Consider the following 24,891-nt stretch of genomic DNA (forward strand, 5'->3'; position numbering starts at 1 on the left):
TTTTAAAAGCCGGTCCCCTCGTTTCTTCGGGAGGATCGGTTTTTTTTTATTTCTATTGAAGGGTTCCCCCGAATTAAATAGATTCCACTTATTATTACGCAATACGTCGTGCGCCCTATTTTTGCGTAAAGCGTATTGCGTATTTCATATATAGCTGAAATCATTTTCGACCAATATTTTTATGCTCGACGATATAAAACAATTAAAACAAGAAGTTACCGACTACAGCATAACGAACGAAGAAGAGCTTGAATCGTTCCGCCTGGAGTTTCTATCCCGAAATGGCAAGGTGCAATCGATGTTTTCGCGGATGAGCGAAGTACCCAATGAAAAGAAAGCCGAAGTAGGCCGGGCCATGAATGAGGTAAAAAATATTGCCGAACAAACGTTTAAAGAAGCTGAAAAACGATTAGAGCGTGAAGAAGCGGCCGACTTAAACGCAACGGATGACATCACCCTTCCGGCCCCACCCTTTTCATCAGGCTCATACCATCCACTTACGCAAACGATGGAAGAGATGAAAAATATTTTCTACCGGCTTGGATTTTCTATTGCCGACGGACCGGAAATTGAGGATGACTTTCATAACTTTACAGCGTTGAACTTTCCGCCGAACCATCCGGCCCGTGATGAACAAGACACCTTTTTTATTGAGAAAAATGAAGATGATCAGGACTTGGTATTACGCACACACACCTCTCCTGTTCAGATTCGCCTGATGCAGGAAAAAGAACCTCCAATTCGCTCCATCATGCCGGGCCGTGTATATCGCAATGAGGCGGTATCCCCAAAATCATACTTTTTATTCCACCAGGTAGAAGCACTCTATATAGATACGGATGTTAGTGTCGCTGAGCTCAAAGAAACTCTTATAAGCTTTGCCAAACTGATGTTTGGAAGTGATGTAAAATATCGATTACGACCGGGATTCTTTCCCTTTACAGAACCAAGCCTTGAAATGGATATCTGGTGGAATCCACCTAATTCAGATGGTGACGGAAAGTGGCTGGAAATTTTGGGGTCAGGGATGGTCGATCCCAACGTGTTGAAGGCGGTGGATATCGATCCTGAAGAATACACCGGATTTGCCTGGGGAATGGGGGTTGAACGTATTGCTATGCTTCATCATCAGATCGACGATATCCGTATTTTTTACGATAATGACGTACGATTTTTGGAACAATTTCATTAAGAACCTCTACACTGTCATCTCGATCAATGGGGGAATCTTTACATGATTAACCATAACAAAGATATCCCGCTCACACTCGTTATGACATCTTCTTTAAAAACAGCTTTAACTACATGAAGATTTCTCACAACTGGTTAAAAGAATTTGTTGATCTTGAGTTATCACCGGAAGAAACGGCTGAAAAACTTACACTCATTGGACTTGAAGTTGAAGAAGTAACAGATTTTGGCAGTAAGCTTGAGGGCGTTGTCGTTGGTGAAGTTCTGGATGTCAGCGATCACCCTAACGCCGATCGTCTCCGGATCTGCCAGGTAGATATCGGCGCCGAAAAGAATCAAATCATTTGCGGTGCAGATAATGTAGCAAAAGGACAAAAAGTACCGGTTGCCACTGTTGATACTACCCTGCCGGTTGAAACGGATAATGGTGAGCCGTTTACTATCCGTAAGGCAAAACTTCGGGGAGAAAAGTCCAACGGCATGATCTGTGCCGAAGACGAACTCGGACTCGGTGAGGGTCACAGCGGTATTATGGTTCTCGACAACAGTCTGAAGCCCGGTACCCCGATGAATGAAGCAATCGATTTGTATGAGGACTTTATTATCGATATTGAACTCACTCCAAATCGTCCCGATGCCGCTTGTCACCTGGGCGTCGCCCGTGATCTGGCAGCCGCACTAAATCTGGATCTCAACAAACCTTTTTCAACTCATTTTGAAGAGACCAAGCCGCTGGATGAAATTGAAATTGGGATTGAATCCCCTGAAAAGTGTCACCGGTATGTAGGCAAGCAGGTCACCGATGTTACTGTTGAGGAATCACCCGATTGGCTGCAGAATCGTCTTAAAGCTATCGGTGTTCGTCCGGTAAATAACATTGTAGATATTACAAACTACGTGATGTTTGAACTGGGACAACCGCTCCACGGCTTCGATGCCGATACAATCAAAGGAAATAAAATTGTAGTAAAGGATTTTGATAAGGAGATAACATTTGAAACGCTTGATCACGTAGAGAGAAACTGTTCACCGGGTACGCTATTCATTTGTGACGGCGAAGAGCCTGTCGCTATTGCCGGTGTTATGGGCGGCGTTGATTCTGAAGTAAGTGACAAAACACAAAATGTTTTGATAGAAAGCGCCTATTTTGATCCCGCGAGCATCCGAAAAACAGCCAAAGAACAGATGTTACAATCCGATGCCTCCTATCGGTTTGAACGGGGCGTAGATCCTCAACTACAGCGTATAGCAGCAGAACGAGCCGCTGAATTAATGGGCGAAATTGCAGGTGGTACAGTCGTAGATGCCTGCACGGACCGACATCCTATAAAGACAGAAGCTAAAGAACTTACCCTTCGAAAATCGTACGTTAACCGTCTGTTGGGCACTGACTTTAGTACTGATAAGATTGAGAACATATTGCATGGGCTGGAGTTTGAACTGCTTGATAAAGATGAAAATACACTTACTTATTCTATTCCAACCTTTCGACCTGACTTGGAGCGCGAAGTGGATCTTATAGAAGAAGTGGGACGCCTGTTCGATTACAATAATATTCCCACGCCCAAGCACGGAAAGTTCACCTCTCCCGAACCGCTAACCGACTGGGAGCAGTTGTTGAGCAAGGCCAAGGAAACGGCTAAAGGCATGCAGTTTCGGGAAATCTACTCTAATTCATTGATGCCTGAAGAAGATGCTAAGTTATTGGGTGATCTGGACGAAATGATTCATACACTCAACCCAATATCTACGGATATGACGACTCTACGTCCTTCCCTGTTGTACGGTTTTTTGTCATCGGTGGCCTATAACTTCAACCGGAAGGTTAAACAGGTACGTTTCTTTGAAGTCGGTAATGTTTTTGAGAAAACAGATGATGGAACCTATCATCCGAATATAAAAGAACAAACCAATATTTTATTTGGTTTGGCCGGATTTAAAACTATCGAACACTGGAAAACCGATCCGGAGCACTACGACGTTTTTGACTTAAAAGGACCCGTTGAAAACTTCTTGAAACAGTTTGATACATTTGATGTTTTGAGCTTGGAGGCTGATGATGAAAATGTTCTCCACTATGAATTTGATGAACAAGAAGTTGGAAGAATTTTTGAAGTTCCTACAGATCTCACAGAAAATTACGATATCGAACTACCTGTTTTTGTGGCCGAAATCTCCTTAACACAAATACAGCATGTTCTCGAACAAGTTGGAGAAACGCAATACGAGCCGGTATCTAAATACCCTGCATTTGATTTCGATTTTGGAGTTGTAGTTGATTCCCATATCAAGGCTGGTGACCTGTTGAAAACCATTGAAGACACAGCCGGAGATTCACTCAAAGAACTGGACGTTTTTGATGTTTTCGAGGGAGAATCACTTGGAGAAAACAAAAAAAGTATCGCATTCAGACTATCTTTCCTTGATAAAGAAAAGACATTGACTATCAAGGATGTAGAACCTATAATTAATAAAGTTCTAAAGGTGCTTGAAAATAAGTATTCAGCAAAACTCCGACAATAATTCCAAATAGTGTTATCAAATAAAAATCCATATCAGGAGCAGTTCCACGAGTTACTTGATGAGATTCGTGAGGAGGTACAATCTCTGAATGATGAAATAAAGGAGCTCAAAAAAGAAAACAGTGATCTGCGGTCAAAATTAAAAGAAATTCAGGATGGACAAACTGATATCTATTCTGCTATCTCGGAATCCGAGCGGCTTTCCCTTCGTCACCAGGTACTGGGTTTAATATCAAAAATTGATAACCATCTGGAGGACAATCAATGAAATCGATAAAAATTACCATACTTGGCAAACAGTATCCGCTCAAAGTTGAAGAATCCGAAGAGGAGTCGATGCAACGTATTGCCGGATATGTTGACGATAAATTTCGGCAATATAAAAAGGAACTCAACAAGCAGCCCGATACCACCATTATGACCCTTGCTGCTCTTAGTATTGCTGAAGAACTCTTCGAAGAGCGTAAACGCAATCGAGAGCTCAACCAGCAAGAGGATAAAGTACTCCAAAATGTCAACGAATCTCTTGAAAATTTTATTGAGGAAATTCGTGAGTAGTCCGGTAATTCAATTCTGATAAGGTCATTATTTTCCTTACTTTTACAGCTTCATTTTGAAAGCTATTTTGGGATTTAATTATCTGTGGCATGTCTAAAAATCTGATAAATATACTTTTTGTTGGTGATATTGTAGGTGAGCCAGGCCTGAGTCTACTTGAAACAGTGCTACCCGGTTTTATTGACAAATATGATGCTGATTTTGTGATCGCCAATGGCGAAAATTCGCACGAAGGAAAAGGTATTAACCGATCTATTATTAAACGCCTTTACGATCTGGGGGTGCATGTCATTACCGGTGGGAATCACTCTTTTGCCAAGTGGAAAGTGTTCGATTACATGAAAGAGGACGGAAATATTTTGCGTCCCATGAACTATCCCAAAGGTAATCCCGGTTACGGTTTTGGGATATATGACATCCCCCATTTCGATCATAAAATCGGTGTACTCAATCTGCAGGGACGTACGTTTATGCCGGATATTGACTGCCCCTTCAATACAGCCGACTGGGTTATCGAGCGCCTGAACGAAGAAACCGATCTCGTTTTTATTGATTTTCATGCCGAGGCGACTGCTGAAAAGCTTGCCCTGGCCTGGCACCTCGATGGCGACATTTCGGTGATGGTAGGTACACACACGCATGTCCCCACCAATGACGCTCGCATATTTCCACAGGGAACCGGTTACATCAGTGATGTGGGAATGACCGGCTCTTTTGACTCGGTATTAGGCATGGATAAAAATGTATCCATGAATCGGTTTAAGTTAGCAACGCCCCATCGTTACCGGTTGGCAAACGGTAATAATCACCTTTGTGCTATTCTTGCCAAAGTTGATACCGAAACGGCCAAATGCGAATATATTGAACCTATTGTCTATCCCGGATTTAATAGAAGTAATCTTGAAGAGTAAGATCCTCCAATGTCGATAATTCTAGAAGGAAAAAATATCACCAAACAGTATAAAACAGAGTCCGGCAATGGTACCTTAACCGTACTTGATGATACCTCTATAAGTATCGAGAAGGGATCTATTTCAACAGTGATCGGTGTCAGCGGAAGTGGTAAGAGTACGTTGCTTCACATTCTCGGTGGACTTGATAAACCCAATACCGGAACAGTGCTATGGAAAAACGATTCTATTTATGATATGAACCGGGAATCACTGGCAAGTTTTAGAAACAACAAGTTAGGATTTGTTTTCCAGTTTCATCATCTGCTCCCTGAGTTTACAGCTCTTGAAAACATTATGATGCCTGCCCTTATTCGGGGGAAAACCCCTGAAAAGGCCGGCCAGAGAGCCAACTACCTATTAGAGGAGTTCGGTATACCTGATCGGGCCGAACATCGTCCTACACAGCTATCAGGCGGCGAGCAGCAACGTGTGGCCATGGCCCGGGCGCTGATGAATAGCCCCGACCTGATACTTGCCGATGAACCAACTGGCAATCTTGATGAAGATAATACCTCAGTGATTTTAGACTACCTTTTTAATCTCAGGGAGATTGAGGAAGTAAGTATTCTCCTCATTACCCATGAAAAAGAAATTGCCAACAGATCTGATACTATCTATCAACTTTCTAAAGGTAAGTTGGAAATTCTTTAAATTTTACTATCAAAGAAAACAATCATATTTTCAGCTACTCCTGAAATTAACAGACAACAAGTTTAAACCATGAGTAAGAAACAAGTAAAAGAAGAATTAGAACAAGACGTACTCCTTGAAACTTTTTCAAAGGCACAGAGTTTTTATGACCAAAATAAAAACACGGTCATCGGTGCGGCTATAGCGGCAATTATTCTCATCGGTGGATCGGTAGGATATTATTACTATGCCGAAGCCCAAGAAAATGAGGCGCAAGAATTGATGGGACAGGCTTCACAGGCCTATCTGCAAGGGAATTACGAAGAAGCTCTAACAGGATCTGACGCCAATTTTACTGTGGGATTTAAACAGATCATCAACAATTATGGCATGACGGATGCTGCAAACCTTGCCCGATATTATGCGGCAGTAAGTTCCTTCAAACTTGGGAATAATCAGGAAGCTTTAAAATATATAGAAAATTATGAGGTCCCTGAAGGAATTATGGGCGTTGGTCCCCTCTCCTTTCATGCTGTAATACACACCGAACTCGGTAACCATGCCAAAGCAGCAAAACTGTATGTAAAAGCAGCCGAATGGGATGTTAATGATTCTACAACGCCCTATAATTATCTGGAAGCTGCCAACGCTTTTCACGATGCCGGCAATGCTGAAAAAGCTCAACAGTATGCTCAAAAAATTGTCGATGAATATGATGACAGCGACCAAGCAACAGAAGCACAACAGCTATTGGGTATGTTGGCAACTAAGTAATTTTTTATCTTTATCACTGTAATTCTTTAAGGTAATCAATCAGCAATAATATTGGTTATCTTTTGTATTTGAAAAAATTACTTCTTTTATAAGTAGGATCCCCTTGCTCTATGATTGGTCTAAATCCAGATGTTCAAGTGCCTCATCCGAACATCCCTGCCAATTGTAAGGCTGATTACCCCTATAGCCAATATCCCGAATCCCCATTTTACTGGACCAAAATCCGGTAGCAACCAGATCTCGAAATTGATTAAAGAAATTCACGCCAGCTTGCATTTCGGGCTTTGCACTATCAGGATAAGCAATCTTATCAAGTATTTTTCGCTTCTGCTGATCACTACAATTAATGAAACGATCTTCAAACATTTTCTGACACTGCACATCTAACCAACTGAGTCCTCCACGCATAGGCGTTTGGTTTTCAGGACGATCGAGCATCATAAAGTCAATAAATTCAGGAACTCCCGCATCCTCGGCATTACCGGAATGCTCATCAGCAGGAATTACCATGTTGGCTAACTGTCGTACAGTTTCGAACTCGTGATCAGTAAAAAATTGCGTTTCCCATTTTTCCAGATCTTCCTCAGTTACGTGTTTCCAAAACTTATGTTCCTTGGCCGTCTCCTCGGGACTAATTTTACACCCTGTCATAGCAAAACCGGCGGCCAACGTTCCCAGCGAAAGCGTTTTTAAGAGTTCTCGTCTATCCATTATTCATTAGTTGGTTTTATAAATTTCCTTTATTCATTTGATCTGCAATATAATCTGAGGTTCTCATCGAAAGAGCCAGAATGGTCCACGTAGGATTTTTATGGGGCTGTGACACAAAAGAACCACCATCCGCTACAAACAAATTATCAACATCGTGGGCTTGGCAATATTTGTTGAGCACCGAACGATCAGGATCATTCCCCATTCTCGTAGTACCGACTTCGTGTATAATCTGCCCCGGATTAGTGATCCCATACCCCTCCTCTTTCGATGGCATATCGCCCAGTGGCTCACCGCCCATCTCATCAATAATATTACGAAACGTCTCTTGCATATGCTTCACTTGTTTATACTCATGATCTCCCCATTCATAATTAAAGCGAAGGACAGGTATACCCCATTCATCAACAACATTGGGATCAATTTCGCAGTAATTATCTTCATAGGCAATACTCTCTCCTCGACCGGAAAATCCCACAACAGAACCATAGTATCGCCGATAATCCTCTTTGAGCTGTTTGCCATATCCACCGCCACCTCTGGGACGATCCTGTAAAAGATCATTATAATTTTGGATACCTCCCATAAATCCATAGCTGGGCATCCCACGTCCTCCCCACAATTCTACGTGATAACCGCGCGCAAAATCCAGATCGCTGTTATCTTTCCACCAAGGGATATACAAATGAGCTCCTCCTGTGCCATCCTCATTGTGGGCCGGCATATCCATCAAATCGGGAATTATCCCCGCAACCGATGTCCCGGTCGAATCCATCAGATATTTGCCAACTATTCCACTCGAGTTTGCCAGCCCGTTGGGAAAGTCCGAAGATTTTGAATTCAATAACAGTCGGGCCGACTCGCAGGCACTGGCAGCAAGTACCACAACCCGTGATTTTACCTTGTATTCTTTGCCATTTTCTTTATTAACGTAAGAGACTCCCGTTGCTTTTCCATCGCTATAGGTTACTTCGCGTACCATCGCGTTGTTAATAATCTCCAGATTGCCGGTTTCGAGGGCCGGTGGTAACAACACAGAAGGACTAGAAAAATTGGAATGCGTCGAACAACTTCGATTGCACTGTCCACAGTAGTGACAGGCAGCCCGGCCATTATGAGGTTCCGTTATTATCGAAAGTCGAGATGGGATAGCCGGAATACCCATATCATCGCAGGCACCTTTTATCAAATGCTCGTAACAACGTGGTTCCGGGGGATCCATATAAATGCCCCCCGGCTCATTAGGTATACCCTCATTGGTTCCGAACACGCCAATTAGCCGATCAACACGATCATAATAGGGCTTGATATCTTGATAACTTATGGGCCAATCATGTCCAAGGCCATCCTTACTTCTCACCCGAAAATCATCCGGACCAAAACGCAGTGATATACGTCCCCAATGATTCGTTCGACCGCCCAGCATGCGCCCGCGAAACCAGTCGAAGTTCGTATTTTCGGTTGTCGTATACGGTTCACCATCAATATTCCACCCGCCAAAGCAGGCATCGAATTCACCGAAGGGTTGACGCTCAGTGCCGGCACCACGTCTGGGAGACTCGTAAGGCCATGTAAACATCGCAAAGTCTTCCGAGTCGAACCATCCACCGGCCTCCAACATCAAAACATTTGCTCCGGCCTTTGTAAGCTCATGGGCAGCCATCCCACCACCGGCTCCCGATCCAACGATACAAACGTCATACTTCTCTTGGCTTTCAATGATCTGCATAAAAATAATTCTAAATCAAAAGGTTATTTTGGGAAAGAGTTGGATGTTCAATTCTCCATCTCCTTAATTTTAATATTTCGAAACCAGACATCATTACCGTGATCCTGCAAGCCTATATATCCCTCTTTGGCTACATCAGCAAATCCTTCATAATCGGCGAACTTACTGTTTTCTACCATTTCTTTCCAGTCATCAGTCCATAGATGATATTCCAGTATCTGCTCTCCATTCTGGAAGTGAACAACCGTTCCCTGGTACACCAAGATTCGCGCTTCGTTCCATTTGCCGTGCGGCTTAGTGTTTTGCGGATCAGCAGGCATCATATCATAAAGCGCACCCGCCTTACGATTTCCATCTTCGCCAAGTCGGGCATCAGGATGATTTTCGTTATCCAAGATCTGCATTTCTGGGGCTGACTTCCAGATAGGTTCGCCATTTTCACCGCATTGTTCTTCGGCCAGATAGAGGATACCACTGTTTCCTCCCTTTTCAACCTTCCACTCGAGCTTTAGCTCAAAGGCACTATATTTTTTCTTGGTGATGATATCCCCACCACCACCGGCTTCACCAGCTCCAGATCCGATCACCTTTAATGCATTATTCTCTACCGTCCATCCACTATCGGGGAAAGCTTCCTTACAATATCCGCGCCACTGCTCACCTGGATTTTCTCCATCAAATAACAGCTGCCAACCATCTTCCTTTTCTGCTTCTGTCAAGGTATTAACCGCCGCTTCTTTTTCATTTTCTTGACTCATCTGATCATTTTCTTCTTCTGAAGATTGGCAACTGCTTAACAATAGTCCCAATCCAATTATAACTATTAACAGTTTATTCGTTGTCATGACAATATTTTTAATTTAAAGTTAATAATTCCATCCTTTGCGATACGAACGTTTGATATAACTCCTTGCCGCTTCTTGAGCATTTATCGTGTCATAGGAAGTTTCAAACTTGGGATCTCCATCTACGACTTCAAACTGATCACTGCTTACCACGCTAATTTCATCATCCTTGCCGATATTGGTAATTTCCATATTTTCACCATCCCATTGCAATGTACGTTTTAGGTCCTGCAATCGCACGGCCAAGTTCCCCATTAAAACAACTTCTGTAAGCGGCCCTGCGTATTCAAAATTTGAACTCGGCATCGTCCTGTCACCCTCTGGTTCCTTACATGCACGAACCCAGTCCATTTCATGGCCGCCCTCCATTGCATCGGGGATACGCCGAAACTGTTTTGAAACTTTGGGAGGATCATTTTCACGTCCAATTATGTAGGGGTCCAATGCATAGGTGCTGCAAATAAGCGTTCCTTTGGAGCCGACAAACATAGCTCCGCCCCCATTATCGCCCATTGTTTTACCATCAGGAATACCATCGGGACGTTCAGGCATCAGTCCACCATCATACCAAGTAAATTCAACCGGGGGCATCTCGATATTACCTTTCCCTGGCCGACGCGGGAATTGATAGATTACTTTTTCGGCCCGTGGGGCGCTCTCAGTATTGATCTGCGTAGAGCTGCCCTCAATTGTTCCGGGAGCTCCTAACTGCAATGCCTTAAATACCGGATCAATAATGTGACATCCCATATCACCCAAGGCACCTGTTCCATAATCCCACCAAGCACGCCAGTTCCAGGGCGTATACGATGGATGATAGGGTCGCCACGGTGCGGGTCCCACAAACAAATCCCAATCCAAAGTTGGAGGAGTCGAGGGTGTCTCTGTTGGCCGCTCCAGTCCTTGCGGCCAAATGGGACGGTTAGTCCATGCATGAACCTCTTCAACCTCCCCAATTTCTCCGTTCCAAATCCACTCACAGATTTTTCGGATGCCGTCGGCTGAATTGCCCTGATTTCCCATTTGAGTAACAACACCAGTTTCGCGAGCTATCTCAGTCAGTTTACGAGACTCGTATACAGAATGTGTCAACGGCTTCTGCACAAAAACGTGCTTGCCACGCCGCATAGCCTCTGCCGCAGCCACATAGTGCGTATGATCCGGAGTAGCAACCACAACAGCATCAATATCATCCCCCATGTCATCAAACATGCGGCGGAAGTCTTTAAATTTCTGTGCATCCGGAAAATCATTAAAGGTATTGGCCGCATAATCCCAATCTACATCACACAGAGCTACGATATTTTCGCTGCTCATACTATTAAGATTACCCCTTCCAATTCCGCCAACGCCAATACCGGCAATATTGAGTTTATCGCTGGGTGCTTTACCTCCTATTCCCGAAACAATTGAACTGGGTAAAATAGTAAACCCGGCAGCTAAAGTACCGGATGTTTTTAAGAAATCTTGCCTTGAAATACCGTTATTTCCCGAATGATCATTATTATTCTGATCCATAAGTAATAAATAAATTGTCTTATCATTGAATTTTCCCATCACCTATCTACTGATAGGTCCTCAATTTTGGAATAATATATCCGGGGGGGGATCAGTACTTAAAAAATATTGCCGCAAGATTCAATTAATAATAAGTCTTGAAAAATAATTTTATCACAGATAAATAACTGAACAGAAAATTACTGAGAGAGTTTTTTACCAACTTTCACTAATAAGTCTTTTGTCGCTTTAATGCCCTCGAACTCACTGAGTTTACTGCCCTCATATTCAATACCAAAATGTGCAGTGTAATCAGCATCGCGGATAATTCGGCCCATCTTCATAAAATTGATGGTAGTCTCTCGTCCCGTCTCATCAAAATCATAACTTTTGGCACTAACTGCCTTGGCAAAAGGCACCATTTCCTTAACCCCATTGTATCGATTGTACTCTTCAATGCACGGGGCATCCCCTCCCTTTCCATCTTTTCTCTGGATACAAAAATTACCAAAGTCAGGAAGCGTACCACAGTTTTTCATTCCAACCTCTCTCATCACATCAACCAGCCATTTCCCATCAGAGGAATATCCGCCGTGATTTTCCACGAGAATATTAATATCAAAGTCTTTCGCAAATTCGGATAATCGTCCCAAGCTATCGACGGCAGCTCGTTTTTGGTCAGCACGGTTTCCGTCCCCAAAGAGGTTCACGCGGATAGAATGACACCCAAGATGTTGTGCCGCCCTAACCCATTTGTAATGTTTTTCAACCGCACTTCGGCGCTCCTTTTTGTTGGTACCGGCAAGATCCCCCTCACCGTCAACCATTATCAATAACTGATCAACCCCCAAATCAGAACAGCGGGAGTTCATCTCATTAAGATATGAGATATCCTCAGCCTTATCGGCAAAAAACTGGTTTACATACTCCACCGCACTAATTCCAAACTCCTTTTTAGCCACGACAGGAAATTCCAAGTGATCTATTTTCCCAGCTCTCAGTGTACGATGCAGGCTCCACTCGGCCAGCGAAATATTAAAGAATAGATCAGTTTCAGCTGTAGTTTCATAAATCGAATGCACCAACCCCGGAATACCAACCGATGCTGATGCAAAACTGCAATATTTTAGAAATTGTAACCTATTCATGTTATCCCCTTTATTTAGTTCAAGCTACATGATCATCTATTTTTACCCAAACGCCCTTTTTTCCACTTTCAATAGCTTTGCGGATAAAGCGTACCCCCTCCAAACCATCATAAACGGTCGGAAAATCGTAGGCATCCAAATTCACCTCATCACCATCTTCTCGACCAACAATTGCATCAGCTACAGCAGAATAAATATTCGCAAATGTTCCGATAAGTCCTTCGGGGTGTCCCGGCGGAATACGTGTATTATTTTTAGATAATGCTGATAAATACAGATTCCCCTTTTTATAGATTTCTTCGGGCTTGTCGGGGTATTTCATCCGCAGATAATTGGGATTTTCTTGTTTCCATTCCAGTGATGCTTCATTACCATAGATTCGAATATTTAAATTATTCTCTTCCCCCACGGATACCTGCGACGAAATAAGAACTCCGCGAACGCCCTCTTCGTAGTGCACCAGCATGTTCGCATCATCCTCGAGGGGACGTCCTTCTACAAAGGTATTAATATCGGCATAAAGTTCTTCGATCTGCAGCCCCGTAATATATTCCACGAGGTGTTCAGCATGCGACCCAATATCTGCAACCGTAGATGAAATGCCTGCCCGATCGGGATCGGTGCGCCACGAAGCCTGCTTATTCCCCTCCTCTTCAACTTTTTGGGACAACCATCCCTGTGAATATTCCACGACCACTTTTCGGAGATTCCCCAACTTGCCGGAATTAACCAAGCTTTTTGCTTCTTTCACCATGGGATAGCCAGAATAGTTATGCGTCAATGCAAAGATAGTATTGTTTTTTTCAACAAGGCGGCAAAGTTCTTCGGCCTCCTCCATGGTATTCGTCATCGGCTTGTCACAAACGACATGAATTCCAGCTTTGATAAATGATCTGCATACATCAAAATGGAGATGATTCGGCGTTACGACCACTACAAAATCAATGCGTTTCTCCTCGGGAAGATCCGCTTCCTTTTCGGCCATCTTCTGATAGGAATCATAAAGGCGGTCTTCTGATAGTTGCAACTCACTTCCAAATGCAACCGACTTCTGAGAATCGGATGAAAAGACTCCACTGACAAGTTCTATATTTCCATCCAAACGAGCAGCCATGCGGTGAACTTCTCCAATAAGAGCATTCGGTCCACCGCCGACCATGCCATAGCGAATTTTGCCTTCCATAAATATTTATCTTAGCTCATCTATTGTATGTTGAGCCTTGAAATAAATATGATTTTAATACTTTTCAAATTTTAAATACGATCTAATCAAAATTTGTACGATAATCGTAAAGGTTGACTTGAATTTAGTCCTACATAGATCACAAGTTTTTTGGATTTTATAATGCTCCAAGAGTTATACAATTGAGAAACTTTAGGGAGTATAAAACCAAGAAAATGGTTCCTATAAAAATTAATTATCAGAATCTCTCTCTTTGTTAAATAACCATTCATAAAGGTGTGGGTTGCTGTAAGCTTGAACCCAAGCTCCTACATGTCCCTCGTCTGGATATTCCGTATAACCAGGAGAACCACCCGCGATACGAATTGCCTCAACCATTGACCTCGAAAACTTTGGATGTACAACCTCATCCTCTGTCCCATGGAATACCCACAAGGGAATATCGACAAGCATAAAAGCACGGGACAAATCCCCTCCTCCACAAATGGGTACAGCCGCAGCAAACTTATTTGGGAATCGCTGTATCAGGTCAAACGTACCAAACCCTCCCATCGAAATTCCGGTTACATAAAGACGATCAGAATTTATGGAATACTTATTCTGAAGTTTTTTTAACAATCCAATCGTCAACCTCATTGGCTCGGTTGGAGTTTCACCCATCGAAGCCGTAAAAGTGGTAGTATCACGAGTTGTAATAAGCTGGGACCAAACCTCACCCTCCTGCATTTGCGGGGCAACAACAAAAGCAGGGTATCGCTCTCTGAATTTAGGCTCCGCAAAATGTGAAACGCCCCATTTTAGTTGACTGTAGTTATCATTGCCTCGTTCACCGGCGCCATGCAGAAATAAAACAAGCGGATAACTTTTTGTACTGTCATAATTAGCGGGTTTTAACATCCTATACTGTAATTCCTGTTCAGTACTATCGGTAAATGTTCTGGGCTCAAAATCAGTAATCTGAGCATTCGCAATACTGATAGACAGAAATAGAAATCCTATTACAACTACTATTCTCTTCATTTGTATTATCTGTAATTAGAAATGATTTACATATTTCGACGATATTGACCGCCCACTTCATAAAGCGCATCAGATATCTGTCCCAATGAAGCAACTTTTACCGTCTCCATCAGCTCTTCAAAAATATTACCGTTATTACGAGCCACTTCTTTCAGGTGTTGAATTGCTTCCTCAGCTTCATCCTCATTACGCTCCCAGAAAGCTTCAACTCCTTGAATCTGCTGCTCTTTTTCCTCTTTGGTGGAACGGATTAAATCGACCTCTTTTTCATCTTCCACACTTTCAGAATCTTCATTTTTAAAGGTGTTAACACCAATAATTGGCATTTCACCACTGTGTTTTTTGGATTCATAGTAAAGACTTTCATCCTGAATCTTACCCCGCTGATACATATTCTCCATTGCACCGAGTACGCCGCCCCGTTCCGTTAGACGATCAAATTCAGAAAGAATAGCCTCTTCTACCAAATCGGTCAATTCTTCAATAAAGTAGGAGCCTTGATTAATATTTTCGTTTTTAGCGGGTCCCATTTCCTTGTTGATGATCAACTGAATAGCCAAAGCTCGACGTACGGATTCTTCGGTCGGTGTAGTAATGGCCTCATCATAAGCATTCGTATGTAGCGAATTACAGTTGTCATAAATAGCCATCAACGCCTGCAGCGTCGTACGTATGTCATTAAACTGGATTTCCTGCGCATGCAGCGAACGCCCACTGGTTTGAATATGATACTTCAGCTTCTGCGATCGTTCACTTGCACCATATTTTTCTCGCATTGCTACCGCCCAAATGCGTCGTGCTACCCGACCAATTACCGCATATTCGGGATCGAGTCCATTGCTAAAGAAGAACGACAGATTATGAGCAAACTCATCTACATCCATGCCGCGTGATAAATAATATTCTACATACGTAAATCCGTTAGCCAGCGTAAAAGCGGCCTGTGTAATCGGATTGGCTCCTGCTTCGGCGATATGGTATCCCGATATAGAAACCGAGTAGTAATTGCGCACCTCATGTTCAGTAAAATACTGCTGGATATCGCCCATCATCTTCAACGCAAATTCGGTAGAGAAAATACAGGTATTTTGCGCCTGATCTTCTTTAAGGATATCGGCCTGAACGGTGCCGCGAACAACCGAAAGGGCTTCTTCTTTTATCTCCTCATATACTTCATCATCTATCAACTTATCACCGGTTATTCCCAGAAGTCCGAGGCCAAAGCCATCGTTGGTATCCGGTAACTCATTATGATATTCGGGAGCCTCTACATCACGTTCTTCAAAATACTCTTCTATTTTTTGCTGCGCCTCTTCCCACTTGTCATTTTCTTTAAGATAACGCTCCACCTCCTGATCGATCGCCGTATTCATAAACATTGCTAAAATCATCGGGGCCGGACCGTTAATCGTCATCGAAACCGACGTTTTGGGGGATGTAAGCTCAAAACCGGAATACAGTTTCTTCATATCATCCAGTGTACAAATACTCACCCCTGAGTTCCCAACCTTGCCATATATATCAGGGCGATGATCAGGATCTTCTCCATACAGTGTCACCGAATCAAAAGCCGTTGACAACCGGGCTGCAGGCATGCCTTCACTCAAATAATGAAAACGCTTATTGGTCCGTTCGGGGGTACCTTCACCGGCAAACATACGAGTCGGATCTTCTCCTTCCCGCTTGAACTCAAACACTCCGGCCGTAAAGGGATAGTAGCCGGGCAAATTCTCTTTAAGAGCAAACTTAAGTTGTTCCCCTTGGTGTTTCGTTTTCGGTAGCGCTACACGCGGAATTTCAAGTCCGCTCAGCGACTCGCGATACATTTTATTTTTGAATGTCTTATCACGAACCTGTACTTCTACATAATCCTGCTGATATTCCTCATAGAGATCATCCCATTGCTCAAGAATCTTCTTACAACGAGAGTCTAACTTGCTGAGCCAATGCTCCCGCATCGATTTTAGCTTCACTTTCAGCTCATCTTTCTCATCAGGATCCCACCGTTCAATCTGTTCGATGGTACCGGTTACATTTTCCAGTTTACTGGCAATATCCACCTGTTGTTCTGCCCAACTGTGATAATCACGAATTGTTTCCGAAATATCGGACAGATAGCGCTGACGCTTACCCGGAATAATCGCCTGTGTTTGAATATCTTCGGCCGGCTCGGGATTATTATATAGCTTTGTCTCCCAGCTGATGCTATAATAATTATTCACTTTATCAACAATGGCCTTAAACAACCTATTTACGCCCTCATCATTAAACTGGGCCGCAATGGTGGGATATACCGGCATTGCTTCGGGATCAAGATTCCAAGCGCCCCTGTTGCGTTTCATCTGCTTACGCACATCCCGAAGGGCATCGAGTGAACCTTTCTTTTCGAATTTATTTAAAACTACCAGTTCGGCCAGATCCAGCATATTAATTTTTTCGAGCTGCGTAGCCGCTCCATATTCGCTGGTCATCACATACAGCGGAATATCAGAGATATTTACAATTTCAGTATCACTTTGACCAATTCCGCTGGTTTCCACAATCACCAGATCGAAGCCGGCTGTTTTGCAGATCTCAATAGCTCCTTTAATGGCTTCACTGGTCGTTCTATTACTAGCCCGAGTTGCCAGGCTGCGCATATACACGCGCTCAGGATCAAGGCTGTTCATTCGGATGCGATCACCCAGCAAAGCTCCCCCCGTACGTATTTTAGAGGGATCAATAGAAATGACAGCAATATTAATATCTTCAAATTCCGTTAAAAAACGTCTGACAAGCTCATCTGTAAGTGAACTTTTACCTGCCCCCCCGGTTCCGGTAATCCCTATCAACGGAATAGGATTACCATTTTTCTGGGCAGGAATCATATTGCCTTTACCATCAAAGAGCTTATCGTCTTTAAATGTGATAATATCTTCGTGTTCGTTCTCCAGCGCTGAAATACAACGAGCAATGGCTTTAGGATCTTTTTGAGTAATATCCTGGGCATCAACTTCTTCAATTTTAGCAGTATCGTAATCACATTTTTCGAGCATATAGTTGATCATACCCTGCAGCCCCATTTCGCTGCCATCTTCAACAGAAAATATTCTGCAGACCCCGGCCTCGTGCAGTTCCTCTATTTCTTCTCCCACAATTACACCGCCACCGCCGCCAAATACATTAATGTGTGAAGCTCCACGTTCTTCAAGCAGCTCCACCATATATTTGAAGTACTCCATATGTCCGCCCTGGTACGAGCTAACGGCAATGCCCTGTACATCTTCCTGGATGGCGCAATCAACAATCTCTTGCACAGAACGATTATGTCCTAAGTGGATTACCTCTGCCCCACTGCTCTGCAAAATACGGCGCATAATGTTAATACTGGCATCATGACCGTCAAAGAGGCTGGCAGCCGTTACAAAACGAACATTATGATCAGCCTGATAAACTTCCGGCTGACTATTATCCTTCGTCTCTGAATGCTCTTTAGAATTGGTTTCTGTTACTTGATCTGAGGTCACGGTGTCTTCAGACATAATATTACTCATTTTCTGTTCGATGGGTTAGACGGAAAGGTAAGAAATTTAAGGAACATTATTTATTCCTTGATACCCCAAAGTTCGTCTACTTTTCACTCATGATACTATTGAATCCGCCGGAAACAATATTTGTCAGATTGGAAAGCGCACGCGGCATCGACCATCCCCCGGGACCCACCAGAAATTTAGGCTCCCAAGTGGGATTAAACTGGCTTTTATATCTCCTGACTTTTTTAAAGCCATAGATATTCTCACCGTAGGTATATACAAAATCTGCCAACTTATTCCATCCCGGGGAAAAGTCATGCTCATCCATTCCCGATAGCGGAGCCATTCCTAAATTGAACCATTCAAAATTCTCCTGTTTTCCCCAAAGCATCGTATGGATTAACATATAATCAATAATACCTGCTGGTGATTCCGGTCGATAACGAAGTAAATCGGTCGTTAACTCATGCTTGTGAGCCCCTTGCAGAATATTAGCAAATGCCAGCAGGTTTCCCCCCTTTTTAACAACTGCTATCGGAAACTGACTTAGGTATCCCTTATCAAAATAGCCCACCGAAAAGCCGCGTTCTTTTTGATCCCTGGCACTAAGGCTGGCATCTGAAATAGCCTTAAGTTCGGGTAAATATGCTGCAACTGATTCTTGTGGAATAATTTCAAAGCTATAATCCTGTTTTTCCAGCTCTCGATAGCCCGACCAAACCTTATTATGGATAGATTTTTCCGGATCAAAATTGGGCAGACTAATACGGGCTTCCTCTCCCAATTTATATAGCGTAAGTCCTAAATCAACATATTGTTCTAAATACTCCTCTCCCACCTGATAAAATAGCGGTCCATATCCCTGTTTAGAACATTCATCATAAAACTCCCAAATGAGTTCCTCCGCCTCATCGGCAGGCCCGACCGGATCGCCAAAAGTAACCCAATTTTGTCCTTCTCGAGTGAACATTATGAATGAAGAGTTCGCCTCATTTATTAATACCTCTTTATCTCCCAACAATACCAGGTTGGAATCCGAACTTGGGGACCTGCTGCTAATATCTTTTGCAATCAGAAGTTCCTTTTTACCGGGTTCTTTTGTCTCTTTATTCTTAGGACGAATTAACTTTAAAAGCCCCACAATAACAGCAAAACCTAATACAGCAACCATTGCCCGCATATATCGTGGCCCATCCCCCATCAAAGAAAACTGCCACCAAAGATCTTTCTGATATTCTACGTGTCCGTACGAAAACATGCCAAGCCAAATAGCACTGGCCAGCACCATCAGAATTAATGTAAACCAGCGGGCTGAAAAAAACTGATCCATCAATGATGTTTTACGGTGAAACTCATCACGGCAGGGTATCAACGCAATAAGCATTACTGATAATATCGACGCCTCCTCATAATCAGCTCCCTTCAACAGGGAAAACAAAATGCCAAACACAAGCAGCCCAATTGTTAAATGATACGCCCCATCACTTCGTCGCTGCAATCCACTGGCCAATACCAGCAACGCGGCCCCCACCAAGCTGGCCAAAAAGTGCGACATCTCGATAACCGGGAGCGGAATAAAATGTTGTAACCATTCCATGCGAGGCACTTCTGAGGGAACAGCTCCCGAAAAAAGAAGAATAGCACCACCTATAAAAACAGAAAAACTCATGACCTGTGGCACAACGCGCGGCACCCAATTGGCGGCCTTACGCTGCAATACTTTAACCTTGCGTCGGTTGACAATATACTCTTGATAGCCCAATACAATTAATGCCCCGAGCAGTGGCAGGATATAATATATGATGCGATATACCACCAGGATTCCCAACACTTGTGAGCCGGGCATAAAGTTGGTCAGATACATCAGCATGATAGATTCAAAAACACCAAGTCCACCCGGTACCTGACTAAATAATCCCACAATTTGTGCCAATAAAAACGCTCCTACAAAACTGAAGAAACTGATTCCCAGATCCGGCAGTAATACATACAGTACAGATGCTGCCAATAACCAATCTACCGATGCTATTGCTACTTGCTGGAATGCCAGTTTTGAACTGGGAAATTGAAATGACCAACTTTTAAAGGTGATCTCTTTTTTAAACTTATAACTCGCTACAATATAGGCCAGCACCATTACCAATAATATTGCTCCTAAAATGCGGAGTGATACAAACGGAAGTACTACATCGTTTGGCAATTCGGGCGTAGCAAAAAGCAGTGCCATACCGGCTACAGCACAAAAACCTATCCAGAGTGTAAATGCACTAAATGCGACAATCTGTGTAACCTGCATGCCCGTAAATCCCCATACCGAATAGATGCGATACCGAATAGAGCCGCCGGTGATTAAAGCCATCCCCATATTATGACTAAATGCATACCCTACGTAGCCCGCGCGGATAATCTTTCCGGCTCCCAGATCCTCACCGATATACCGTACACCGAGCCCATCATATCCCGTTAGTAAAAGATAGCTTAAAAAGGAAAGTACCAGCGAAAAAAGAATATACTGGTTGGGAATGTCCGACAACTGCGTCATCACTTCCGACATCTCGTACTGCTGCAGCTCTTGATCAATGAACCACAACGCAAAAGCGAAGAAAATGATGCTTATGAACGGCGTTAGTTTTTTGAGCTTCTTCTTCATCAAACAGAGAGACTACTAATTCTGATCTAATTGGGAAATTCGATGGTAAGATCGCCGGTCAGTCCTTTTTCTACCGGCACCTGTTTTCTAATATAATAAGGTTCGGGCTTTACGTACGGTTCAACCTGTCCGTAATCCCAGCGTCCGTTGGTGTTTTCATCGTGATAAACCATTATTTTATAACTGAGCGGTGGTAAATTATCGATTTCTATCTGGTCTGTAAACAAAGTATCCCTTTCAAAACCCGACTCCTCATTCTCAATACGCAATCGAACATTCTTCAGCGTAGAATCTTCCATCATGATATTCAACGATCCCATTTGTGAGGAATGCCAAATTTTCGGATCAAACTTGCGATAGTCTTCCACTCCGGGATCCCAAACCCGAACTTCATATGCCACCCCGTCTTTCCATTGGTCATCCGGATTAATACGCAATATATTTTGTTCGGTATCCACATTTGGCCACGATTCAATAAGGGAATCACCTTCGACAATTTTAAGCGAATCAGTAATTACGGATTCATCAATAGGTTTGGCATACGTAACTTCAAACGGTTCGCCGGGGTAATATCCGGAAACCGTATTTCTCTTTATGATCCTTTGTCGGGTCGTATCTTCTTGTGCAGAGCCGGTAAAAGAATCCGTGTAATCGGCAATGGAATTTTCCGATCCGTCAAAGATGCCTGTCGTAGTTAGGCTGTAACTCGATTCCGGCGCCAACGAATCATTGCTGTGAGCAAATAAAATATAGGGTTCGTTGGGTTGTACATATAGTGGCCAAACCTGACTGTATTCATTCCCAAGCGTATCTGTTATTACAATATTAGCGCTGTCAGACAGCGTAATATCCTCACTAAATCGCATTCTCATACGGTTTGAAGAAAATAAACCAACTCCTTGTATGGTCGGCTTTGTGGTATCTACAGAGGTAGAAAATAGCGTTCCAAGTGAATCTTTCCCTCCTTTCTCCAGCGTTATAAACTCTTTTTTAAAGGGTTGTGCTCTTTCCTGCTGCCGATCCCAAATTTTATTTCTGTTGCGGTCATCCACCCAAAAAAGTTTAAATTTCCCCTGAGGCAGATATGAGAATTGAAAGTGTCCCGATGTATCAGTAGAAGCAATATAATCGGCCTTTTTTGTTAAATCATAAGGCTCGCGATAGAGCAAAATACGCTTACCTTCTGACCTTTCTCCCGTCGCTGCATCAATGACATTACCGACAATCTCTCCTTTGTCGATTTCAGAGCCTGTGGAAACGGCAATCTTTTTAGGAGAAGACATTCCGTTATTGTTTGTATCGGTTAAATCAGTATCAATGGTTAATATAAGTGTCGTTGAATCAGGGATTTGACTATCGAATTCCACTTCAGCTGATTTCCGTCCCCAGTCAATATTATAAGAAATACCGATATCCGGCTCGATTACGATAGCTTGATTGAGAGAAGAGCGCTCCACAAACTCAGAAAAATGAAGCGTAATACTTTCTCCCCTGAAATTAGTAGTACCGGTTTCAGGTTCGGTCCGTATAATTTCGGGACCCTTTTCATCGGGAGGTCCCCCTGTGGGCGATGTTGGCGTTGCACAACTTGCCATCACAATCCCCACTAAAACCAATAAGGCGATAATCCAACCGCTGTTATAATTCACAAATATCAATGCTTACAGTTAGTAAAATTTCGGTGCAAAGATACAAATTTTCACTGCCTTTACAGATATAAAATCTTTGATCGTATTCCACCATAAATTAATCTATAAAGAAGCTGAAGAACAATATATACGACAATACAATATCAATGATCAACCAACTACAATATTAAGCAATCGGTTAATCAACTAAATTGTTACACCTTCTATATTCTATTAGTTATCTTTAGTTGGTTTTAATTGTAACTGTAAAAATATTATGACTTTAGTCAAAACCGACCATTCGACACTGCTTGAACGTCCTGCGCTATATACCGATTATTATGAGCTTACAATGGCTCAGGGATATCTTCTGGCAGGCAGACAAGATGAAAGAGCCAGCTTTGATTACTTTTTTCGTGACATCCCTTTTGAAGGAGGATATGTTATTTTTGCCGGTATTGCCGACCTACTTAAGACCTTGCAAAACTTTCGCTTTCACGAAGATGAAATAGCATACCTGGCTAACCAGGGGTTTCATAAAGAGTTTCTCAATTACCTCCGTAACTTTGAGCTCACCGCCGATATTTATGCAGCAAAAGAGGGAGAAATTGTTTTCCCCCGTGAGCCTATAGTCCGCATAGAAGGAAGTATAATTGAAGCTCAAATTTTAGAAACGCTATTATTAAATTTTCTAAACTTTGAGTCGCTGATTGCCACAAAGGCTTCTCGAATGAAATATGCCGCAGGGAATCGTAAAGTGCTTGATTTTGGTCTCAGGCGGGCACAGGGATACGGTGGGATCCAAGCAAGCAAAGCAGCTTATATTGGTGGCGTAGAAGCCACCTCAAACGTCTATAGCTCTTTTAGAGATAATATCCCTGCAAGTGGTACGATGGCACACTCCTGGATACAATCATTTGATGATGAGCTGACCGCTTTTCGCAAATATGCCGAATATTATCCGGATGATTGCATTCTTTTGGTTGATACCTATGATACTCTCAATATTGGAGTCCCCAATGCCATTAAAGTAGGTAAAGAGCTGGAAAAAAGGGGACATAAATTAAAAGGCATCCGATTGGATAGTGGAGACTTGGCTTACTTTTCTCGTCAGGCACGCAAACAGCTTGATGAAGCCGGATTGGAATACGTTAAAATAGCAGCATCGAACCAACTCGACGAGCGACTTATCAAGAGTTTGATAAGCCAGGAAGCCCCTATTGATCTTTTTGGCGTTGGCACCCGGCTTGTCACCGGTCAAAACAGTCCCGCTTTGGATGGCGTTTATAAACTAGCCTCTGTCAATGATGAACCAAAGCTAAAAATCTCTGAAAATATTGAGAAAATTACGCTCCCGGGACGCAAAAAAGTCATCCGATACAGCGGAGACGACGGCACCTTTTACGGCGATGGCATTGTTCTTGAAGATGAGGAAAATGTTGAAACGATATACCATCCCTACTACCCTGCCAAGCATGCAACAGTAACCACTTTCAATGCAGAATATCTGTTAAGTAAGGTAATGCAGGATGGGGAACTTACCATTGATATCCCTACTCCAAAAGAAAGTGCCACGTATGCTAAAAAGCGTTTAGCTAAATTAATTCCAGAGCACAAACGTTTTGATAACCCCCACATTTATAAAGTGGGCATTAGCAAAAAATTGATGGATTTACGTGATAATCTAACTCAAAAAATGAAAAATAAAAGGTAACAATCGAACTATGGAAGCACTTTTGATAATTGATGTTCAAAATGATTTTTGCCCGGGCGGTGCCCTTGAAGTTCCAAACGGTGAACAAATTATCCCAACAATTAACAAACTTTCCAGAGAATTTGATATCGTTATCCAAACTCAGGACTGGCATCCCAAAGGCCATTCCTCTTTTGCCTCATCCCACCAAGGAAAAGAACCATTTGAAATCATTGAAATGCCTTACGGTGAGCAAGTTCTATGGCCCGATCACTGTGTACAAAGCAGTCCGGGGGCTAATTTCCATCCCGACCTTGAAACCAAAAGATCTCAGCTGATTATCCGTAAAGGATTTCGAAAAGATATCGATTCCTACTCGGCCTTCTACGAAAATGATGATGAAACTACAACCGGACTTACCGGTTACCTGAAAGATCGTGATATCGATACACTCTGTGCCGTGGGATTAGCAACTGATTTCTGTGTGAAATGGTCGGTCATCGATGGCATCAAAGAAGACTTTAATCTTTATGTTGTCGAAGATGCTGTGAAAGGTATCGATATTGATGGATCAGTGGATCAAGCCTGGCAAGAAATGCTTGACAAGGGAGCCCAAAAAATTAGCTCCCAAAAATTGCTTAACTAAA

19 protein-coding genes are annotated in these 24,891 nt (G+C 42.9%); 9 read left to right on the plus strand and 10 right to left on the minus strand.

Annotated elements, in window-relative coordinates:
- Positions 1-181 precede the first annotated feature (181 nt).
- From pheS to CK503_RS09650, 7 genes are all read left to right on the plus strand, one after another.
- The gene (gene pheS, locus CK503_RS09620) at positions 182-1,192 is read left to right on the plus strand and encodes a phenylalanine--tRNA ligase subunit alpha (RefSeq protein ID WP_095606599.1); all 1,011 of its coding nucleotides are present in this window, start codon (positions 182-184) and stop codon (positions 1,190-1,192) included.
- A 113-nt stretch (positions 1,193-1,305) separates the two neighbouring features.
- A complete protein-coding gene (gene pheT, locus CK503_RS09625) occupies positions 1,306-3,714 on the plus strand; it encodes a phenylalanine--tRNA ligase subunit beta (protein ID WP_095606600.1) in 2,409 nt (802 codons plus the stop codon).
- 9 nt (positions 3,715-3,723) lie between these two features.
- Entirely contained in the window at positions 3,724-3,981 is a 258-nt protein-coding gene (locus tag CK503_RS09630) for a hypothetical protein (protein WP_095606601.1), read from the plus strand.
- Positions 3,978-4,271 (plus strand): cell division protein ZapA, encoded by a 294-nt coding sequence (locus tag CK503_RS09635; RefSeq protein WP_095606602.1) that lies wholly within the window; start codon positions 3,978-3,980, stop codon positions 4,269-4,271. Before CK503_RS09630 ends, CK503_RS09635 begins: the two co-directional genes overlap by 4 nt.
- Before the next feature lie 89 nt (positions 4,272-4,360).
- Complete coding sequence (locus tag CK503_RS09640) at positions 4,361-5,182, plus strand: TIGR00282 family metallophosphoesterase (protein WP_095606603.1); 822 nt, start codon at positions 4,361-4,363, stop codon at positions 5,180-5,182.
- Between the two features lie 9 nt (positions 5,183-5,191).
- A complete protein-coding gene (locus CK503_RS09645) occupies positions 5,192-5,875 on the plus strand; it encodes an ABC transporter ATP-binding protein (RefSeq protein ID WP_176466277.1) in 684 nt (227 codons plus the stop codon).
- Between the two features lie 69 nt (positions 5,876-5,944).
- Complete coding sequence (locus tag CK503_RS09650; RefSeq protein WP_095606604.1) at positions 5,945-6,628, plus strand: tetratricopeptide repeat protein; 684 nt, start codon at positions 5,945-5,947, stop codon at positions 6,626-6,628.
- 108 nt (positions 6,629-6,736) lie between these two features.
- Here CK503_RS09650 and CK503_RS09655 read toward each other — a convergent pair whose 3' ends face one another.
- From CK503_RS09655 to CK503_RS09700, 10 genes are all read right to left on the minus strand, one after another.
- Positions 6,737-7,339, minus strand: a complete 603-nt coding sequence (locus tag CK503_RS09655) for a gluconate 2-dehydrogenase subunit 3 family protein (RefSeq protein WP_095606605.1) — start codon at positions 7,337-7,339, stop codon at positions 6,737-6,739.
- Positions 7,340-7,355: 16 nt separating this feature from the next.
- Positions 7,356-9,068 carry a GMC family oxidoreductase gene (locus tag CK503_RS09660; RefSeq protein ID WP_095606606.1) on the minus strand — a complete coding sequence of 571 codons (1,713 nt, stop codon included), beginning with the start codon at positions 9,066-9,068 and terminating at the stop codon, positions 7,356-7,358.
- 47 nt (positions 9,069-9,115) lie between these two features.
- Positions 9,116-9,913 carry a 3-keto-disaccharide hydrolase gene (locus CK503_RS09665; RefSeq protein ID WP_095606607.1) on the minus strand — a complete coding sequence of 266 codons (798 nt, stop codon included), beginning with the start codon at positions 9,911-9,913 and terminating at the stop codon, positions 9,116-9,118.
- 21 nt (positions 9,914-9,934) lie between these two features.
- The gene (locus tag CK503_RS09670) at positions 9,935-11,431 is read right to left on the minus strand and encodes a glycoside 3-dehydrogenase (RefSeq protein WP_095606714.1); all 1,497 of its coding nucleotides are present in this window, start codon (positions 11,429-11,431) and stop codon (positions 9,935-9,937) included.
- A gap of 179 nt (positions 11,432-11,610) precedes the next feature.
- Positions 11,611-12,558 (minus strand): sugar phosphate isomerase/epimerase family protein, encoded by a 948-nt coding sequence (locus CK503_RS09675; RefSeq protein WP_095606608.1) that lies wholly within the window; start codon positions 12,556-12,558, stop codon positions 11,611-11,613.
- A 19-nt stretch (positions 12,559-12,577) separates the two neighbouring features.
- On the minus strand, positions 12,578-13,741 hold the full coding sequence (locus CK503_RS09680) for a Gfo/Idh/MocA family protein (protein ID WP_217988392.1): 1,164 nt from the start codon (positions 13,739-13,741) through the stop codon (positions 12,578-12,580).
- Between the two features lie 231 nt (positions 13,742-13,972).
- Entirely contained in the window at positions 13,973-14,761 is a 789-nt protein-coding gene (locus tag CK503_RS09685) for a carboxylesterase family protein (RefSeq protein WP_095606610.1), read from the minus strand.
- Positions 14,762-14,787: 26 nt separating this feature from the next.
- On the minus strand, positions 14,788-18,282 hold the full coding sequence (locus tag CK503_RS09690; RefSeq protein WP_095606611.1) for a methylmalonyl-CoA mutase family protein: 3,495 nt from the start codon (positions 18,280-18,282) through the stop codon (positions 14,788-14,790).
- An 88-nt stretch (positions 18,283-18,370) separates the two neighbouring features.
- A complete protein-coding gene (gene mprF / locus CK503_RS09695; protein ID WP_095606612.1) occupies positions 18,371-20,923 on the minus strand; it encodes a bifunctional lysylphosphatidylglycerol flippase/synthetase MprF in 2,553 nt (850 codons plus the stop codon).
- Between the two features lie 26 nt (positions 20,924-20,949).
- The gene (locus tag CK503_RS09700) at positions 20,950-22,572 is read right to left on the minus strand and encodes an Ig-like domain-containing protein (protein ID WP_141239915.1); all 1,623 of its coding nucleotides are present in this window, start codon (positions 22,570-22,572) and stop codon (positions 20,950-20,952) included.
- Between the two features lie 256 nt (positions 22,573-22,828).
- Here CK503_RS09700 and CK503_RS09705 point away from each other — a divergent pair, with 256 nt between their 5' ends.
- The gene (locus CK503_RS09705) at positions 22,829-24,265 is read left to right on the plus strand and encodes a nicotinate phosphoribosyltransferase (RefSeq protein ID WP_176466278.1); all 1,437 of its coding nucleotides are present in this window, start codon (positions 22,829-22,831) and stop codon (positions 24,263-24,265) included.
- 10 nt (positions 24,266-24,275) lie between these two features.
- Positions 24,276-24,890 carry a bifunctional nicotinamidase/pyrazinamidase gene (gene pncA / locus CK503_RS09710; protein WP_095606614.1) on the plus strand — a complete coding sequence of 205 codons (615 nt, stop codon included), beginning with the start codon at positions 24,276-24,278 and terminating at the stop codon, positions 24,888-24,890.
- The last annotated feature ends 1 nt before the right edge of the window (position 24,891 follow it).

The sequence above is a fragment of the Fodinibius salipaludis genome (assembly GCF_002287075.1).
Taxonomy (GTDB): domain Bacteria; phylum Bacteroidota; class Rhodothermia; order Balneolales; family Balneolaceae; genus Fodinibius; species Fodinibius salipaludis.

What these genes read in the sequence shown, in the direction of transcription:
- CK503_RS09635 (WP_095606602.1), top strand. Translation starts at nt 3,978, where the DNA reads ATGAAATCGATAAAAATTACCATACTTGGCAAACAGTATCCGCTCAAA.
- CK503_RS09680 (WP_217988392.1), bottom strand. Translation starts at nt 13,741, where the DNA reads ATGGAAGGCAAAATTCGCTATGGCATGGTCGGCGGTGGACCGAATGCT.
- CK503_RS09690 (WP_095606611.1), bottom strand. Translation starts at nt 18,282, where the DNA reads ATGTCTGAAGACACCGTGACCTCAGATCAAGTAACAGAAACCAATTCT.
- CK503_RS09650 (WP_095606604.1), top strand. Translation starts at nt 5,945, where the DNA reads ATGAGTAAGAAACAAGTAAAAGAAGAATTAGAACAAGACGTACTCCTT.
- CK503_RS09645 (WP_176466277.1), top strand. Translation starts at nt 5,192, where the DNA reads ATGTCGATAATTCTAGAAGGAAAAAATATCACCAAACAGTATAAAACA.
- CK503_RS09705 (WP_176466278.1), top strand. Translation starts at nt 22,829, where the DNA reads ATGACTTTAGTCAAAACCGACCATTCGACACTGCTTGAACGTCCTGCG.
- CK503_RS09670 (WP_095606714.1), bottom strand. Translation starts at nt 11,431, where the DNA reads ATGGATCAGAATAATAATGATCATTCGGGAAATAACGGTATTTCAAGG.
- mprF (WP_095606612.1), bottom strand. Translation starts at nt 20,923, where the DNA reads ATGAAGAAGAAGCTCAAAAAACTAACGCCGTTCATAAGCATCATTTTC.
- CK503_RS09665 (WP_095606607.1), bottom strand. Translation starts at nt 9,913, where the DNA reads ATGACAACGAATAAACTGTTAATAGTTATAATTGGATTGGGACTATTG.
- CK503_RS09685 (WP_095606610.1), bottom strand. Translation starts at nt 14,761, where the DNA reads ATGAAGAGAATAGTAGTTGTAATAGGATTTCTATTTCTGTCTATCAGT.
- pheT (WP_095606600.1), top strand. Translation starts at nt 1,306, where the DNA reads ATGAAGATTTCTCACAACTGGTTAAAAGAATTTGTTGATCTTGAGTTA.
- CK503_RS09675 (WP_095606608.1), bottom strand. Translation starts at nt 12,558, where the DNA reads ATGAATAGGTTACAATTTCTAAAATATTGCAGTTTTGCATCAGCATCG.
- CK503_RS09660 (WP_095606606.1), bottom strand. Translation starts at nt 9,068, where the DNA reads ATGCAGATCATTGAAAGCCAAGAGAAGTATGACGTTTGTATCGTTGGA.
- pheS (WP_095606599.1), top strand. Translation starts at nt 182, where the DNA reads ATGCTCGACGATATAAAACAATTAAAACAAGAAGTTACCGACTACAGC.
- pncA (WP_095606614.1), top strand. Translation starts at nt 24,276, where the DNA reads ATGGAAGCACTTTTGATAATTGATGTTCAAAATGATTTTTGCCCGGGC.
- CK503_RS09640 (WP_095606603.1), top strand. Translation starts at nt 4,361, where the DNA reads ATGTCTAAAAATCTGATAAATATACTTTTTGTTGGTGATATTGTAGGT.
- CK503_RS09655 (WP_095606605.1), bottom strand. Translation starts at nt 7,339, where the DNA reads ATGGATAGACGAGAACTCTTAAAAACGCTTTCGCTGGGAACGTTGGCC.